The 16687-nt window shown below is 69.8% G+C and carries 10 protein-coding genes and 1 tRNA gene; 8 read left to right on the top strand and 3 right to left on the bottom strand.

Annotated features, from left to right (window positions below):
- The first annotated feature begins 135 nt into the window (after window positions 1-135).
- Window positions 136-5511, top strand: coding sequence for an alpha-2-macroglobulin family protein (locus AC1RU4_RS16815; RefSeq protein ID WP_492892267.1), 5376 nt, complete (start codon window positions 136-138; stop codon window positions 5509-5511).
- Complete coding sequence (pbpC, locus tag AC1RU4_RS16810; RefSeq protein ID WP_492892266.1) at window positions 5508-7589, top strand: penicillin-binding protein 1C; 2082 nt, start codon at window positions 5508-5510, stop codon at window positions 7587-7589. Before AC1RU4_RS16815 ends, pbpC begins: the two co-directional genes overlap by 4 nt.
- A gap of 3 nt (window positions 7590-7592) precedes the next feature.
- Here the strand turns inward: pbpC and AC1RU4_RS16805 are convergent, their stop codons facing one another.
- Window positions 7593-7799, bottom strand: a complete 207-nt coding sequence (locus AC1RU4_RS16805) for a DUF1127 domain-containing protein (RefSeq protein ID WP_492892265.1) — start codon at window positions 7797-7799, stop codon at window positions 7593-7595.
- A 480-nt stretch (window positions 7800-8279) separates the two neighbouring features.
- Between AC1RU4_RS16805 and AC1RU4_RS16800 the strand changes: the two genes are divergently transcribed.
- Window positions 8280-8353 (top strand) — tRNA-Gln (locus tag AC1RU4_RS16800).
- A 138-nt stretch (window positions 8354-8491) separates the two neighbouring features.
- Here AC1RU4_RS16800 and AC1RU4_RS16795 read toward each other — a convergent pair.
- Window positions 8492-9277, bottom strand: a complete 786-nt coding sequence (locus AC1RU4_RS16795; protein ID WP_492892264.1) for an SHOCT domain-containing protein — start codon at window positions 9275-9277, stop codon at window positions 8492-8494.
- Window positions 9278-9702: 425 nt separating this feature from the next.
- Here AC1RU4_RS16795 and AC1RU4_RS16790 point away from each other — a divergent pair, with 425 nt between their 5' ends.
- Both AC1RU4_RS16790 and AC1RU4_RS16785 read left to right on the top strand, forming a co-directional pair.
- A complete protein-coding gene (locus tag AC1RU4_RS16790; RefSeq protein ID WP_492892263.1) occupies window positions 9703-10839 on the top strand; it encodes a Ppx/GppA phosphatase family protein in 1137 nt (378 codons plus the stop codon).
- A complete protein-coding gene (locus tag AC1RU4_RS16785) occupies window positions 10836-11585 on the top strand; it encodes an RlmE family RNA methyltransferase (protein ID WP_492892262.1) in 750 nt (249 codons plus the stop codon). Before AC1RU4_RS16790 ends, AC1RU4_RS16785 begins: the two co-directional genes overlap by 4 nt.
- On the opposite strand, the gene AC1RU4_RS16780 is transcribed toward AC1RU4_RS16785, so the two are convergent.
- Window positions 11582-13030 (bottom strand): MFS transporter, encoded by a 1449-nt coding sequence (locus AC1RU4_RS16780; protein ID WP_492892261.1) that lies wholly within the window; start codon window positions 13028-13030, stop codon window positions 11582-11584. The two genes, AC1RU4_RS16785 and AC1RU4_RS16780, sit on opposite strands and share 4 nt — an antisense overlap.
- A 303-nt stretch (window positions 13031-13333) precedes the next feature.
- Here AC1RU4_RS16780 and guaB point away from each other — a divergent pair, with 303 nt between their 5' ends.
- The 3 genes from guaB to AC1RU4_RS16765 all read left to right on the top strand — a co-directional run bounded on the left by guaB (window position 13334) and on the right by AC1RU4_RS16765 (window position 16656).
- On the top strand, window positions 13334-14824 hold the full coding sequence (gene guaB / locus AC1RU4_RS16775; protein WP_492892260.1) for an IMP dehydrogenase: 1491 nt from the start codon (window positions 13334-13336) through the stop codon (window positions 14822-14824).
- Window positions 14825-14885: 61 nt separating this feature from the next.
- The gene (locus AC1RU4_RS16770; RefSeq protein ID WP_492892259.1) at window positions 14886-15323 is read left to right on the top strand and encodes an MAPEG family protein; all 438 of its coding nucleotides are present in this window, start codon (window positions 14886-14888) and stop codon (window positions 15321-15323) included.
- Between the two features lie 31 nt (window positions 15324-15354).
- Window positions 15355-16656, top strand: a complete 1302-nt coding sequence (locus tag AC1RU4_RS16765; protein ID WP_492892258.1) for an RsmB/NOP family class I SAM-dependent RNA methyltransferase — start codon at window positions 15355-15357, stop codon at window positions 16654-16656.
- Window positions 16657-16687 lie beyond the last annotated feature (31 nt).

Raw genomic sequence — 16687 nt, 5'->3', positions numbered from 1 at the left:
AATCGCAGGTGCCCACAGCAGGCCCGTCGCATGCCTGTCATGCGTGCGACATGGCGGGAGCGTCGATTCCGGCCTATCGTGGCGTCACTGGCGTGACCGTCGCCAAGACGGTCCGGCGTGCCGGGGGAGAGTTCGATGTCCGCTGCAATTGGTCCCGCAACCCTTGCGCGGATGCTCGCCGCGCCCTTGTTCCTGGCCCTGCTGCTCTCGCCCGCCGGGGCACAGACCGCCCCGCCCAAGCCACCGGCGAAGACCACGGCGCCCGCCAAGCCCACGCCTCCCGTCAAGCCGGCGGCGCCCGCCAAGCCGGTCGCCGTGCAGCCGGCCCCCGAGCCGGCCCTGCCGAAAACCTATAGCCGTCCCGACCTCGTCGAGAGCGCCCGCCGCCTGCAGGCGCTGGTGGACCGCGACCGCACGCCGCTGGAAAAGCCGGCCGCGCAGCTGCGCAAGGAGGCCGACGCCGCGCTCGCCGCCGGCGACGCCCGCAGCGCGGCGGAAAGCTATGCCCGCCTCGCGCGGCTGTCGCCGGACGATTCCGCCTCCTGGATGCGGCTCTCCCGCGCCTTCGCCCGCATCAAGCCGAAGGATGACGAGAGCTCCGACACCTTCCTCGACCGCGCCTCAGCGAGCGCCTTCCTCGCCTATCGCAAGGCCAGGACCCGCGACGAGCAGGCCTCCGCGCTCTACGCCATCGGCCATCTCTATGCCGACCGCTCGCTCTACCGCGCCGCGCTCGACACGCTGAACCTCGCCCTCGACGTGCGCGACGTGCCCGCCGAGCGCTCCTATTACGACAGCCTGCGCGCCGAGAAGGGCTTCCGCATGCTGGATTACACTGTCGATTCGGATGCGGCGAACCCGCGGGTCTGCGTGCAGTTCTCCGAGGAGCTCGCCAAGGGGCCGGTCGATTTCGCCGCCTTCGTCGGCCTTTCCGGCCCCGGCGGCGCGGTGGACAAGCCGGCGGTCTCCGTCGACGGCTCGCAGCTCTGCGCCGAGGGGCTGCGCCATGGCGACAGCTACGAGCTCACCCTGCGCGCCGGGTTGCCCTCGGTGGTGGTGGCGGAAAAGCTGCAGGAGCCGGCCGACCTCACCATCTATGTGCGCGACCGCAAGCCCGGCGTGCGCTTCACCGGCCGCGCCTATGTGCTGCCGCGCACCGGGCCGCGCGCCATTCCCGTCGTGACGGTGAATACTTCCCGCGTTGCCGTCGAGGTGCTGCGCGTCAATGACCGCTCGCTGCTGCCCACCGCGCTGGAGGGCGATTTCCGCCGCGATCTCGGCTCCTACGACCTCTCGCAGCTGAAGGACGGGCAGGCCGAGCTGGTCTTCTCCGGCGAGCTGGAGACCGCCTCGCCCTTGAACGAGGACACCGTCACCGCCTTCCCGGTGGACGAGGCGGTCGGCACGCTCAAGCCCGGCGTCTATGTGCTCGCCGCCCGCCCGGCCGGCGAGGCCGCCAACCCGGACGACGACTACGCCACCCGCTCGGCGCAATGGTTCGTGGTCTCCGATCTCGGCATGACCGCGCTGTCGGGCACCGACGGCCTGCATGTCATGGTGCGCGCGCTCGGCACCGCCCAGCCGGTCGAGGGCACCGAGGTTCGCCTGCTCGCCAAGTCGAACGAGGTTCTGGCCACCCTGCGCACCGACGCCGCCGGCATGGCGGTGTTCGATGCCGGGCTGACCCGCGGCGAGCAGGGCTACGCTCCCGCCGTCGTGGTGGCGCGACGGGAGGGCGCCAGCGCGCAGGGCGACGACTACGCCTTCCTGTCGCTGGAGGATCAGGCCTTCGATCTCACCGACCGAGGCGTCGGCGGCCGCGCCGCGCCGGCGCGCATGGACGCCTTCGTCGCCCCCGAGCGCGGCGTCTACCGTTCCGGCGAGAGCGTGCACGTCACCGCGCTGCTGCGCGACCCGCAGGTCGCCGCCGTGCCGGGCGTGGCGCTCACCCTCATCCTCAAGCGCCCGGACGGCGTCGAGGATCGCCGCCTCCTCGCCGACGACCAGGGCGCCGGCGGCCGCGCCGCCAGCTTCGCGCTGATGGCGGGCGCCATGACCGGCACCTGGCGCGTCGAGGCCTATGTCGACCCGCGCAGCGCCCCGGTCGGCGCCGCCACCTTCCTGGTCGAGGACTACGTGCCCGAGCGCCTGGCGCTCGACCTCTCCACCACGGCCAAGCAGATCGCCCCCGGCGCGCCGGTCACGGTGGACGTCGAGGGCCGCTGGCTGTTCGGTCCGCCCGCCGCCGGTCTGGATGTCACCGGCGAGATCGAGCTGCGGGTGGCGAAGGAGCGCGCCGGCTGGCCCGGCTGGCGCTTCGGTCGCGCCGATGACGGCTTCACCGCCGAGCGTCAGCCGCTGCCCGACGCGCCGGTGACGGATGCGCAGGGCAAGGCCCGGCTTTCCGCCGCGCTGCCCACCGCGCAGCCGACCGGCCAGCCGCTGGAGGCCGAGATCTTCGTCGCGCTCGACGAGGGCGGCGGGCGCACCATCCGCCGCTCGCTCGCCCTGCCGGTCGCCGCTGCGGCTCCCGCCATCGGCGTCAAGCCGCTCTATTCCGGCAGTGGTCCGGCGGAGGGCGCCAGCGCCGGCTTCGAGGTGGCGCTCATCGACACCGCCGGCCAGCAGCAGGCGCGCAGCGGCGTGGGCTGGGCGCTCTACCGCATCGAGAATCGCTATCAATGGTACCGGGTCGGCAATAGCTGGGACTTCGAGCCGGTCGAGGCCACCCGCAAGGTCGCCGACGGTACGCTCGACCTCGCCGCCGATGCGCCGGCCAGGCTCGACGTGCCGGTGGAATGGGGACGCTACCGGCTGGAGGTGACGTCCGGCACCGGCGCCGCGCAGCTCGCCACCGCGGTGGCGTTCCAGGCCGGCTGGGGCGGCGGCGCTACCGCCGACGCGCCCGACCGGCTCGACCTCACCCTCGACAAGGCCCAGTACATGGAAGGCGAGAAGCTCGCCGTCCATATGTCGAGCCGCACCGCCGGCTCGGCGACGGTGATGATCGTCGGCGACGGCGTGCTCGCCTCCCGGACGCTCGACGTCAAGGCCGGCGACAGCACGGTGGAATTCGACGTCGCCGCCAAATGGGCGCCCGGCGCCTATGCGCTCGCCTTCCTGCACCGCCCGCTGGACGTCGCCGCCGGCCGCAATCCCGGCCGGGCCATCGGTATCGCCTGGTTCGGCGTCGACCGCGCCCAGCGGGTGCTCGATGTGGTGCTCGCGCCGCCGGAGCGCATCAGGCCGGAGACCACGCTGTCGGTGCCGGTCCAGGTGAAGGGCGCCGGTTCGGGGGAGGCCTATGTCACCCTCGCGCTGGTGGATGTCGGCATCCTCAACCTCACCGGCTTCGAGGCGCCGAGCCCGGACGGATTCTATCTCGGCCAGCGCCAGCTCGGCACGCAGGTGCGCGACTTCTACGGCCAGCTCATCGACGGCATGCAGGGCGCCCGCGGCCGGCTGCGTTCCGGCGGCGATTCCATGGGCGACGCCCTGCAGGCCGAGCCGCCCACCCAGCCGCCGCTGGCGCTGTTCTCCGGTCCGGTGAAGCTCGATGCCGAGGGGAGGGCGACCGTCTCCTTCGACGTGCCGGCCTTTGACGGCACCGGACGGCTGATGGCGGTGGCGTGGTCCGGGCCGGCGGTCGGCCACGCGCAGGCGGATGTCGTCATCCGCGACCCGGTGGTGGCGACCACGACGCTGCCGCGCTTCCTCGGCAAGGGCGACATCTCGACCCTGCATCTCGACCTCGCCAATGTCGACGGCCCGGCCGGCGATTACGGCCTCGCCTTCGCCGTCGACGGTCCGGTCCTGCTCGGCGCCGCCCCGGCGACCGTCACGCTGGCGCCGGGCGGGCGGCAGAGCCTCGACGTGCCGCTGCAGGGCACCGGCATCGGTGCCGCCAGGGTTTCGGTGCGCATTTCCGGCCCGGAGGGGCTGAGCGTGGTGCGCGACTACGCGCTCGACGTGCGCCCCGCCTATCCCGCCATCTCGCGCCGCATGGTGACGACGCTCGCCCCCGGCGCGGCGATCACCTTCAGCGCCGATCTGGTGGCGGACCTGGTGCCCGGCACCGGCAGCGTCGCAGTCTCCGCCGGCGGCGATGCCGCCTTCGACGTGCCGGCGCTGATGGTGGCGCTCGACCGCTACCCCTTCGCCTGTTCCGAGCAGCTCACCAGCCGCGCCATGCCGCTGCTCTACTCCGCCGAGCTGGCGCGCGGGCTGGAGCTGAAGAACGACCCGGCCAAGACGGTGCGCGACGCCATCGCCCGCCTCGTCGCCCGGCAGGGTTCGGACGGCTCCTTCGGCCTGTGGCAGGCCGGCGGCAACGATGTCTGGCTCGATGCCTACGTCACCGATTTCCTGACCCGCGCCCGCGAGCGGGGCTACGCGGTGCCGGAGGTGCCGTTCAGCCTGGCGCTCGACCGGCTGCGCAACGCGCTCGCCTATGCCGGCGACGGCGCGACCGACGACGGCGCCGCCTATGCCATCTATGTTCTGGCCCGCAACAACCGCGCCCCGCTCGGCGACCTGCGCTATGTCGCCGATGCCAAGATGGCGGACGTGTCCTCGCCCTTCGCCCGCGGGCAGATCGCCGCCTCGCTCGCCCTGCTGGGCGACAAGGGGCGGGCCGAGAAGGCGTTCGGCGCGGCGCTGGAGCTGCTGCCGTCGCCGCCGGAGGCGGACGTGCTCGGCCGCGCGGATTTCGGCTCGCTGCTGCGCGACGCCGCCGGGGTGGCGACGCTGGCCGCCGAGGGCGGCTTCCCCGGCCCGGCGCGCACCGCCCGCGCCCGCGTCGCCGCGCTCGGCGACGATGCCGGCCCGACCTCGACGCAGGAGGATGCCTGGCTGCTGCTGGCCGCCCGCGCCGCCCGCGAGGGCAGGGGTGTCAGCCTCGACATAGACGGTGCCGCCCATGCCGGGCTGTTTGAGCGCATTTTCGAACCATCCGGTCTCACCGTACACCCCACTGTACTGACCAACCGGGGCACCGCGCCGGTCGACGTCGCCGTCTCCATCGACGGCCCGCCGGCCAGCCCGGAGCCCGCCGATGCCGACGGCTTCGCGCTGAAGCGCGCCTATTTCGACCTTGCCGGCAATCCGGTCGATCCTTCGAATGTCCAGCAAAATCAGCGGCTTGTCGTAGTTCTGGAGGCGCAGGAGGACGAATATGCCCCCTCGCAGGTGATGATCGTCGACTATCTCCCGGCCGGCTTCGAGATCGACAACCCGGCTCTGGTCGCCGGTTCCGATGCCGGGGCGCTCGCCTGGCTGGGGGAAACCACCGAGGCGGCGCATGCCGAGTTCCGCGACACCCATTTCATGGCGGCGTTCGATCGCACCCAAGCCTCTGAGGAACCAGAGCTTTTGCGTGTCGCCTATATCGTGCGCGCCGTCTCTCCGGGTACCTATGCCCACCCGCCGGCCATCGTCGAGGACATGTACCGGCCGGGCCGTTTCGCCCGCACCGAGGCCGGCACCACATTGGTGCGGGGGCGCGGGAAATGAGCGGGAAGACGCGTCCGCCCTGGCAGCGCCTGGCCGCCGGCGGGGTGCTGGCGGGTGTGATTTTCGTAGGCGGATCATATGCTTGGCTCGCCGGCGTGCGCGCCGCCGCTCCACTGCCGCCGGCGATTGCGACCTCGGTCGAGGTCCTGGACCGCGACGGCAGGCTGCTGCGCCCCTTCGCGCTGCCGGACGGCCGCTGGCGGCTCGCGGCGGAGGTCTCGGCTGTCGACCGCCGTTATGTCGACATGCTAATTGCTTATGAAGACAAGCGTTTTTACGATCACGCCGGTGTCGACCCGCTGGCGCTGCTGCGCGCGGCCTGGCAGCTCGTCACCCATGGCCGCATCGTTTCCGGCGGCTCGACCCTGACCATGCAGGTCGCCCGCCTGCTGGAGCCGCGTCAGGGGCGGAGCTGGAGCGCGAAATTCGCCGAGATGCGCCGCGCCATCGAGCTGGAAGCGCGACTGTCCAAGAAAGAAATACTTAATCTTTACATGAGCTTGGCGCCGTTCGGCGGCAATCTTGAAGGCGTGCGCGCCGCCAGCCTCGCCTATTTCGGCAAGGAGCCGCGCCGGCTGTCGCTGGCCGAGGCGGCGCTGCTGGTCTCGCTGCCGCAGGCCCCCGAGGCCCGCCGCCCGGACCGTCAGGCCACGGCCGCGCGGGCGGGACGGCGGCGGGTGATCGAACGCATTGAAAAGACAGGATTATTCGGCGAACCGGAAGCGCGATTCGCCTTGGCCGCCGACCTGCCTTCCGCCCGCCGGAACCTGCCGGACCTCGCCTTCCATGCGGCGGAGGAGGCGCGTCGGGAACGTCCGGCGGCATCGGTACATCGCCTCGCCATCGACGCGGCGGTACAGGAGCGGCTGGAGAAGCTGGTCGCCGAGCGCGCGGCGACGTTGGAGCCCGGCATGTCGGTGGCCATGGTGGTGGTCGACAACGCCACCGGCGAGGTGCTGGCACGGGTCAGCGGCGCCGACCCGCAGGACCGCGCGCGCGCCGGCGCGGTCGACCTCACGCGGGCGTTCCGTTCGCCGGGTTCGACGCTTAAGCCGTTGATTTATGGGATGGCTTTTGAAGACGGTCTCGTGCATCCCGAGACGCTGATCGACGACCGGCCGATGCGTTTCGGCGCCTATCGGCCGCGCAATTTCGACCTCGACTATCAGGGCACGGTGAGCGTGAAGCGGGCGCTGCAGATGTCGCTGAACGTCCCCGCGGTCGCCTTGCTGCAGGCGGTGGGGTCGCAGCGGCTGGCGAGCCGGCTCGCCGATGCCGGTGTCGAATTGCGGTTGCCGCCCGGCGAGGTGCCGGGGCTGGCCGTCGGGCTCGGTGGCGCCGGCGTGACGCTGGAAGGGCTCGCCTCGCTCTATGCCGCCATCGGCAATGGCGGTGCGGTGCATTCGCCGGGCCGGAGGCTCGACGACGACCTTATCCGTCAAGGTATTGAAGAAAAAAGGCTTTTATCGCCGGTGGCCTGCTGGTACCTGGCGCAGGCGCTGGCCGGCTCGCCGCCGCCCCGCAATGCGCGCGGCGGATTGATCGCCTTCAAGACCGGAACGTCCTTCGGCTATCGCGATGCATGGTCGGTGGGGTTCGACGGTCGCCGCACGGTCGCCGTGTGGGTCGGCCGGCCAGATGGGCAGCCGGTTCCGGGCATGATCGGGCGCGAGAGGGCGGCACCGCTGCTGTTCGATGCCTTCGCGCGGCTGGCAACGCGACCGGCGCCGCTGCCGGCGGCACCGCGTGAGGCGCTGGTGGCGCGAAATAACGAGCTGCCGCCGACGCTTCGCCACTTTCAGGGTAGCGAAATCGGTTCAAATGCCGGCACGGTGCCGCGAATCGCCTTTCCCCCGCCGGGGGCGACGCTCGACGTTGCGCCGTCCGACCCGGTGGCGCTCAAGGCGCGCGGCGGGGCCGGGCTGCAGGTCTTCGTCGACGGCATGCCCGCGGGGATGACGGATGCCGGCGGCGTGTTCTTATGGCAGCCGGCGGGCGAAGGCTTCGCCCGGCTGACCATCATGGACGCTGCCGGTTCGACCGACAGCGTGTCCATACGTGTGCGCGAAAGCCGGTAAGGCTCAGCGGCCGGCGACGGCGGCGCGGGCAATGTCCTGACGGGTCAGGCCACGGCGGGCGAGAGCGGCGTCCGACAGGCGCGACAGCTGCTCATAGCGCTGGGCGATGCGACGGCCTTCGCCAATGGCTTCGAAGAAGGCGACGACGGATTCGACGATGCGCGAGAAGAAGTCGGGCGAGGTGCGGTGGGAAAGCGATGCGGTGCTCATGGGAGCCTCCAATCAATTGCATTCTGTATGCCACGGAATATAGACGGATTGGTGCGTCGCAAAAGACGATATGCTGCATGGCAGCACTGAATGCAACGCATGCCGCTACGTGATGATAACGGTGCGTTAAGCATGATCGGAGAGCGGGAGCGGCCTGAATACCTCGAAAAAGGTATCCTGAGGCCGTTATATCCGACAGCTATGTGCTTTCCGCAGGCGCTGCATGAGATTTGGTCATGCGTCCGGCGCGGGTGGCGATCTGTGGATTCTGCCGCTCCTCGCTGCGTATCCCTGGTGATGGAGGCGTCGTCCGGCGCGCCGCGCCTCGTAGCTGTTCATCGATGGGGAGTTTGTGGCGGAAGGGGTAGACCGGCGCGGCGGGAAGCGCTATAGACCCCGCCACTGCCGCCGGACTGGCGTCGCTTCAACCGCGATTGCCCGGCTCGGCCCCGAAAAGCCCTGCAAGTTCAGGCGCTTCGGTGGGGGATAGTTTAACGGTAGAACTGCGGACTCTGACTCCGTTAGTCCTGGTTCGAATCCAGGTCCCCCAGCCAAAACCTCCGAAGATTCAATTCTTTGGATGATTGCGGGACGGCGAGCTGCCTCGCTGTCCCTGAGGGCAATCGCCCTGCCGGCGCGGAATTATCGATCAGGGATGCCGCTTCGGGCTCCGGGCGCGGTCCTTCATCGTGTCACAGGCGGGCCAGGAGCTCGGCCTTCTTGGCACGGAATTCCTCGTCGCTGACGATGCCCTTGCCGTGCAGCTCCGCAAGCCGCTCGAGCTTGGTGAATATGTCATCCTGACCGCCGGTCGGCGCAGCTGGCGGCGGATCGGAGCGAGGCGGCGGCGGGTTGAAGGGTTCCGTGGCGGGCATCTCGGCGGTCGGGCTGGCGATAGGGGGCGCCGCCGGAATGTCGACCGGCTCTACGCCGGGGGGCGACACGCGCCTCAGCGAGGCGAGGTCGACCGGGCCATACTGGCTGGAAAAGCTCAGATTGTAGCTTCCGCCCTGCTGCTGGGATACGCCCGATATCGCGTGGTCGCCGGTATCGTAAAGCGTCACCACGCCGTTCTGAAGGACCGCCAGCCGGCGGTCGGACGGAAAGAAGGCGTAGCGCATGTCGTTCTGCGCCCCGGACGTGCTCGGCGCGCTGAGGCCGTCCGGCCACCAGCGATGCCCGCCGAAGCCGCCACCCATGGAGACGGGGGCAGGCGGCTGGCGGGCGGCGAGGTCGGCCAATTCCGTGCAGAGGCGATCGACCCGCGCCTTGAGCGAGTTGTTGAACATGTCGCCGATCATCAGCATGCCGCCGCTGGACCATTGGCCCATGCCGCCGAGCTCGGGATGGCTGAATTGCGCCATCCGGCCTCCGCCGAGCATGATGGCATCGAACAGCGAACGCGCGGCCTCCAGGCTCACCCCGTTCGCATAGGCAATCGTGCCGAGACTCTGCTCCAGGGAGGTGGCGTCGGGCATGTCGCGGGGCTTTCCTTGATGAAGGGGGCGGCGGATCGGCGGCGCGAAGAGCAGGGATGGGGAGCCGCGCGAGTTCGCCCCCGATCCCGAGAAACCCAGGATACGCCATCCTATGCTTCACACGGGTGACCGAAGCAATGCGCGAATGGCGTCGCCCCGGCGCGATGGGGCCGGCGGCATGGGAAATGTCGTGCCCATCCCGCGGTTCCATCGCCATGGATGCGTCCTTCCCGCGGAATGCGTGGATGCCGCGGGCGATGAGCCTGTCCGGCGCTTGGGGAGGCGCCCGCCGACGCCGCCGTTTCGCATCAAGCTCATTGCACAAGTGGGCGTCGATGCTACATTTCATGCAACTCATGAAATCCGACCGCGCCGCCGCCTCCGGCAGGTGGCCGGTTCGAACGGCTTCGGCCGGGGAATGCATAATGGTCGACGAGACCCACAAGCCGGCAGATCCCCGGCCGGCCGAGCGGTCGTTCAGGGAGGATCACCCGCATTCACGCCACCGTTCGCGGCATTGGCATGGAAGGCGCGGGGCGAGCGAGGGCGCCGGTTCGCCCGACCGGATGCGGAGCGCCGATGCCTGCTATGCGGCGCTCGATCTCGGCACCAATAATTGCCGCCTGCTGGTCGCCCGCCCGACGCCCGGCGGCTTCCGCGTCGTCGATGCCTTCTCGCGAATCGTCCGCCTGGGCGAGGGGCTGATCGGTTCCGGCCGGCTCGGCGAGATGGCGATGACCCGTGCCGTCGAGGCGCTCGGCGTCTGCGCGGCGAAATTGTCGGCGCGGCGCATCGCCGGCCAGCGGCTGATCGCCACCGAAGCCTGCCGCTCGGCGGCCAATGGCGCTGCGTTCATCGCCCGCGTCGAGGCCGAGACCGGCCTCAAGCTGGAGATCGTCGACCGCGAGACCGAGGCCCGCCTCGCCGCCGCCGGCTGCACGCCGCTGGTCGATCCCGTGTCCGACGGCGCGCTGCTGTTCGACATTGGCGGCGGCTCGACCGAAGTGGTCTGGCTCGATCGGGTGGAGACGCAGGATGGCGGCCCGCCGGCGGCGGTCATCCGCGCCTGGGTCTCCGTGCCGCTCGGCGTCGTCACCGTCGCCGAGCGCCATGGCGGCGTGCTGGTGACGCGCGAGGGTTTCGAGGCGATGGTGAACGAGTTTCGCCCGCATCTCGACGGCTTCGTGCGCGCCGTCGGCCCGCACGATTGCGGACGGCTGCATCTGCTCGGCACGTCCGGCACCGTCACCACCATTGCCGGCGTGCATCTCGACCTGCCGCGCTATGACCGCTCGCAGGTCGACGGCACCTGGCTCGACACGCCGCAGGTGCGCTGCGTGGTGGATCGGCTGCTGGAGATGCCGTTCTCCGAGCGGGTCGCCAATCCCTGCATTGGCGCCGAGCGGGCCGATCTGGTTCTGGCGGGCTGCGCCATTCTGGAAGCCGTGCGCCGCGCCTTCCCCTGCGATCGCCTGCGGGTGGCCGATCGCGGCCTGCGCGAGGGCATTCTCGTTGAACTGATGCGCGCCGACGGCGTCTGGCGCGCCGGAGCCGGCCGATGAGCGAACGCGTGCCGGGAAAAGGGCCAAGCGCCACCCGAGGTGAGTCGCGCCCGCTGAAAGTGCGGCTGAAGAAGGCGCGTTCGCTGTCGAACTCGTCGCAGAAATGGTTGCAGCGCCAGCTGAACGATCCCTATGTCGCGCGCGCAAAGCGCGAGGGGTGGCGTTCGCGCGCGGCCTTCAAGATCATCGAGATCGACGAGAAGCTGAAACTGCTGCGTCCGGGCTTGCGGGTGGTCGATCTCGGCGCCGCACCGGGTGGCTGGAGTCAGTATGCGGCACAGAAGGTGAAGGCCGAGACCGGCGGCGGCAAGGTGGTGGCCATCGATCTTCTGGAGATCGACCCGATTCCCGGCGTCGCCTTCGCCCAACTCGACTTCCTCACCGCCGACGCGCCGGACCGGCTTAAGGAGATGCTCGGCGGCGAGGCCGACCTCGTGCTCTCCGACATGGCGGCCAACACCACCGGACATCGGCCGACCGACCATCTGCGCATCGTCGGCCTGGTGGAACTTGCCATCGAATTCGCCCGGCAGGTCTTGGCACCGGGCGGCGCTTTCGTCGCCAAGGTGTTCCAGGGCGGCACCGAGGGCGCACTGCTCGCCGAACTCAAGCGAGATTTCAGCGTGGTGAAGCACGTGAAGCCGCAGGCCAGCCGTGCCGATTCGGCCGAACTCTATGTGGTGGCGACCGGCTATCGCGGCCGGCGCAGGCATGAGGCCGGCGAGGAAGACGCGGGCGAAGACTAGCCCGCCGTCCCGACCTCGCCGGCGGCGGTCTCGCTCGCCAGAGGAGTGGTCTCGCGAGTCTTGCGGCCGCGGCCGGAGAGTTCGGCGCCGGCGTCGGCGGTCAGCCTGAAGAAGAAGAACACCGAGGTGAGGCTGATCGCGCCCACGATCAGGAACGCCACCGAGAAATCCGACGTCACCAGCGCGGTTTCGCCGCGCGTCGCCCGCATCGTCTCCAGCACCAGCGCGCCGATGGCCACGCCGCTCGAGATCGAAACCTGCTGCGCCACGCTGGCGAAGCTGGTGGCCCGGCTCATCGCCTCGGACGGCACGTCGGCATAGGTCAGCGCGTTGATGCTGGTGAATTGCAGCGAGCGGAAGAAGCCGCCCATCAGCAGGCAGCCGATCAGCACGACGTGGGGCGTGCCCGGCGCGAACAGCGCCGTCACCGCCACGAACCCGCTGGCTATGAAGCAGTTGACGATCAGGACCGGACGGAAGCCGAATTTGCGGATGATCGGCGCCGCGGTGGCCTTCATCGCCATGGCGCCGGCGGCGGAGGCGAAGGTCACCATGCCGGAGGCGAACGGGGTCATGCCGAAGCTGAGCTGAAGCAGCAGTGGCAGTAGGAACGGCATGGCGCCGATGCCGATTCGGAACAGCGAGGCGCCGGCCACGCCGACGCGGAAGGTCGGTATCCTGAGCAGCGCGAGGTCGAGGATGGCGCGGTCGGTGTGGCGGGCATGGCGGATGTAGAAATACATCGCCACCGCGCCGACGGACGCGACGCCGAGCGAGATGCGCAGGTCCACCGATTCCTGCCCCAGCAGCGCGAAGCCGAACACCAGGCCGGCAAGGCCGATGGCGGACAGCAGCATGCCGTGCAGGTCGAAGGGCGGCACGTCCTCTTCGCGTATGTCCTCGATGTAGCGGGTCGCCAGAATGACGCCGAGCACGCCGATCGGCAGATTGAGGAAGAAGATCAGCCGCCAGTCGAAATAGGTGGTGATGAAGCCGCCGATCGGCGGACCGAGCACCGGCCCCAGCAAGGCGGGGATGGTGAGCCACGCCAGCGCGGAGACCAGCTCCTCCTTGGAGACGGTGCGCAGGATCACCAGCCGGCCGACCGGCACCATCATCGCGCCGCCCATGCCCTGGATGACGCGGTAGAGCACGAAATCCGGCAGCGACTGCGCGAGGCCGCACAGCACCGAGCCGAAGGTGAACACCACGATGGCAGCGCGGAACACCGTGCGGGCGCCGAACTTGTCGGCGACCCAGCCGCTGGCCGGAATGAAGACGGCGAGGCTCAGCAGATAGGAGGTCAGCGCCAGCTTGAGCGCGATCGGATCCTCGTGCAGGTCGGCGGCGATGGCCGGCAGCGATGTGGCGATCACGGTCGAATCGAGCTGCTCCATGAACAGCGCACAGGCGACGATGAGCGGTACGAGGCGTTCGGAGCGCACGGGCAGGTTCCGTCGAGATCGCCGCGGGATCGGCGTCCGCCTCTATAGTCATCTAATTCAGGCTTCGCGAGTGTGCCGCTGCGTCATCTCGCGATATCGTCATGCCAATGCGCAAGAGGCGGCGGAACGCGCATCGGCATTGCGTCCGGCACAGAGCGACAAGCCTAGGAAAGCCGCAAGCACCATGGTATGAGCCCTCGCCAACTCGAAGAGAGCGGGCGACGTCGCTGCCCGTGTCGCTTTGACCATCCATCCATCGGGCACGTGCGGGTCGTTCCGCCTGCCCTAAATCGGGAGTTGGCGATGCCGCACATCGACGGTCTCGCGCAGGAAGCGCTTACGTTCGACGATGTCCTTCTGAAGCCCGGCCTGTCCGATGTGATGCCCGGCCAGGCGGATGTGCGCTCGCGGGTCACCCGCTCCATCATGCTCAACCTGCCGATCCTGTCGTCGGCGATGGATACGGTGACCGAATCGCGCATGGCGATCGCCATGGCGCAGGCCGGGGGCCTCGGCGTCGTCCACCGCAATCTCGATCCCGAGGTGCAGGCCGAGCATGTGCGGCAGGTGAAGAAATTCGAATCGGGCATGGTGGTGAATCCCGTCACCATCCATCCCGACCAGACGCTCGCCGACGCGCTGGCGCTGATGAAGCTCTATTCGATCTCCGGCATTCCGGTCGTCGAGCGCGGCCCGAACGGGCGCGGCGGGAAGCTGGTCGGCATCCTCACCAACCGCGACGTGCGCTTCGCCACCCATCCCGACCAACCCGTCGCCGAGCTGATGACCAAGGATCGGCTGATCACCGTCGCCGATGGCGTCGAGCAGGCCGAGGCCAAGCGGCTGCTGCATCAATACCGCATCGAAAAGCTGCTGGTGGTGGACGACGACTATCGCTGCGTCGGCCTCATCACCGTGAAGGACATCGAGAAGGCGGTCGCCAACCCCAACGCCACCAAGGACGAGCAGGGGCGCCTGCGCGTCGCCGCGGCCACCACGGTGGGCGAGGATGGCTACCGTCGCACCGAATTGCTGGTCGATGCCGGCGTCGACCTTGTGGTGGTCGACACCGCCCATGGCCATTCGCGCAAGGTGCTGGACCAGGTGAGCCGCATCAAGCAGCTCTCCAACAAGGTGCAGATCCTCGCCGGCAATGTCGCCACCGCCGAGGGGGCCCGCGCCCTCATCGACGCCGGCGCCGACGCGGTGAAGGTGGGCATCGGCCCCGGCTCCATCTGCACGACCCGTATCGTCGCCGGCGTCGGCGTGCCGCAGTTCACTGCCATCCTCGACGCGGTGGAAGAGGCCCGCAAGTCCGACACGCCGGTGGTCGCCGACGGCGGCATCAAGTTCTCCGGCGACCTCGCCAAGGCGCTGGCCGCCGGCGCCGAATGCGCGATGATCGGCTCGCTGCTTGCCGGCACCGACGAGAGCCCCGGCGAGGTCTATCTCTACCAGGGCCGCTCCTACAAATCCTATCGCGGCATGGGTTCGGTCGGCGCCATGGCACGCGGCTCGGCGGATCGTTACTTCCAGGCGGAAGTGAAGGACACGCTGAAACTGGTGCCGGAAGGCATCGAGGGGCAGGTGCCCTACAAGGGCCCCGCTTCCGGCGTCCTGCACCAGCTTGCCGGCGGCCTGCGCGCCGCCATGGGCTATGTCGGCGGCGCCACCCTTGAGGATTTCCGCGACAAGGCGCAGTTCGTGCGGATTTCCGGTGCGGGCCTGCGCGAAAGCCATGTCCACGACGTGACCATTACCCGCGAGAGCCCGAACTATCCTTCGCGGACCTGATACGGGACGCCGCCGGCAGGCTGATCCGCCGGCGGCACCTCCATCTCCGGGGGCGAACGCCATGACCTACACCGCCGTGCTGTTGCCGGTCTTCGCACAGGTGTTGCTCGCCTTCGCCGTGCTGCTGCGTCTCGGCTGGTTGCGAGGACAGGCGGTGAAGGCGGGGCTCGTCACGGACCGCGACGGTGCGGTGCTGGGCGACGAGGTGGTCTGGCCGGTGAAGGTGCGGCAGGCCTCCGCCTGCTTCCGCAACCAGTTCGAAGTGCCGGTGCTGTTCTATGTGCTCAGCGCGCTGCTGCTGGTGACGCGCAAGGCCGACTATCTCACCCTGGTGCTTGCCTGGGTGTTCGTCATCAGCCGTTACGTCCATGCCGTCATCCATGTCGGCCCGAATGTCATCGGCGCCCGCTTTTCCGTTTTCTTCGTGGGCGTGCTCGCGCTGATGGCGATGTGGGCGATCTTCGCCCTCGCCATCATTCTCGCTCCCGTCGTGCCGTGATGTCGTGCCTTGATTTGCGGATATTGACCCCATGACCCCTGCTGCGCGGCTTGCCGCCGCCATCGACATCGTCTCGACCATCGGCGCCGACCGGCGTCCGGCTTCCGACGTGCTGAGGGAGTGGGGCCGCAGTCATCGCTTCGCCGGCTCCGGCGATCGGGCGGCGATCGCCGCGCTGGTCTATGACGTCGAGCGCCGCCGGGCCTCGGCCGCCTGGCTCATGGGCGCGGAGGAGGGGCGGGCGCTGGCGCTGGGGGCCCTGAAGCTGGCGCGCGGTCTCGACGCCGACGCCATCGGCCAGCTTTGCGACGGCGGTCGCTTCGGTCCGGCCCCGCTCACCGCCGAGGAAGCCGGACGCCTGAATGCGGCGAGCCTTGACGACGCACCCGCCCATGTCGCCGGCGACTATCCCGAATGGCTCGATGTGCCGCTTGCCGCGGTGTTTGGCGAGGCGCGGGCGCTGGAAGGCGCGGCGCTCGCCGAGCGTGCGCCGCTCGATCTGCGCGTCAACACGCTGAAGGCCGATCCCGCCAAGGCCGCCGAGGCATTGGCGCATCTGAACCCGGCTGCCACGGATTGGTCGCCGCTCGCCCTGCGCATCGGTTTCGAGGCGGACGGCAAGGCGCATGCGCTCACCGCCGAGCCGGCCTTCATCAAGGGCCAGGTCGAGATCCAGGACGAGGGCTCGCAGGTTGCCGCCATCCTCGCCGCCCCGCCGCGCGGCGGACAGGTGCTGGACCTGTGCGCCGGTGGCGGCGGCAAGACGCTCGAACTGGCCGCGCTGATGGACAATGCCGGCCAGCTCTACGCCTATGACAGCGACATGCGCCGGCTGGCGCCGATCCACGAGCGGCTGCAGCGCGCCGGCGTGCGCAACGTTCAGGTCCGCACGCCGCGCGGCGCCGCCGACGTGCTCGCCGATCTCCAGGGCCGCATGGACCTCGTGCTGGTCGATGCGCCCTGCACCGGCACCGGTACCTGGCGCCGCAACCCGGATGCCAAATGGCGTATCCGGCCCGGCGCCCTTGCCGAGCGCCAGCGCGACCAGGTCGAGGTGCTGGACGCCGCTGCCCGCTTCGTGAAGCCGGGCGGGCGCATCGCCTATGTCACCTGCTCGCTGCTCGACGAGGAGAATGGCGGGCAGGTCCGCGCTTTCCTCGCCCGACATGCCGATTTCAAGGTCGTCCCCGCCGAGGAGACCGTGCTCGCCCTCGGCGAGCGCGGCATCCGCCTGAAACAGGCGGCGCTGGTCGGGCCGGAAGGACTTCTGCTGACCCCGCGCCGCACCGGCACCGACGGTTTCTTCGTCGCCGTACTGACGCGGGCGGCCTGATATCGACCGCCCCGCCATGCGTGGGTTCGTG

This window comes from Ancylobacter sp. GW821-FHT10E12 (assembly GCF_058809335.1).
The sequence above is the reverse complement of the archived record's forward strand: the minus strand, read 5'-3'. Positions and strand labels throughout refer to the sequence as shown.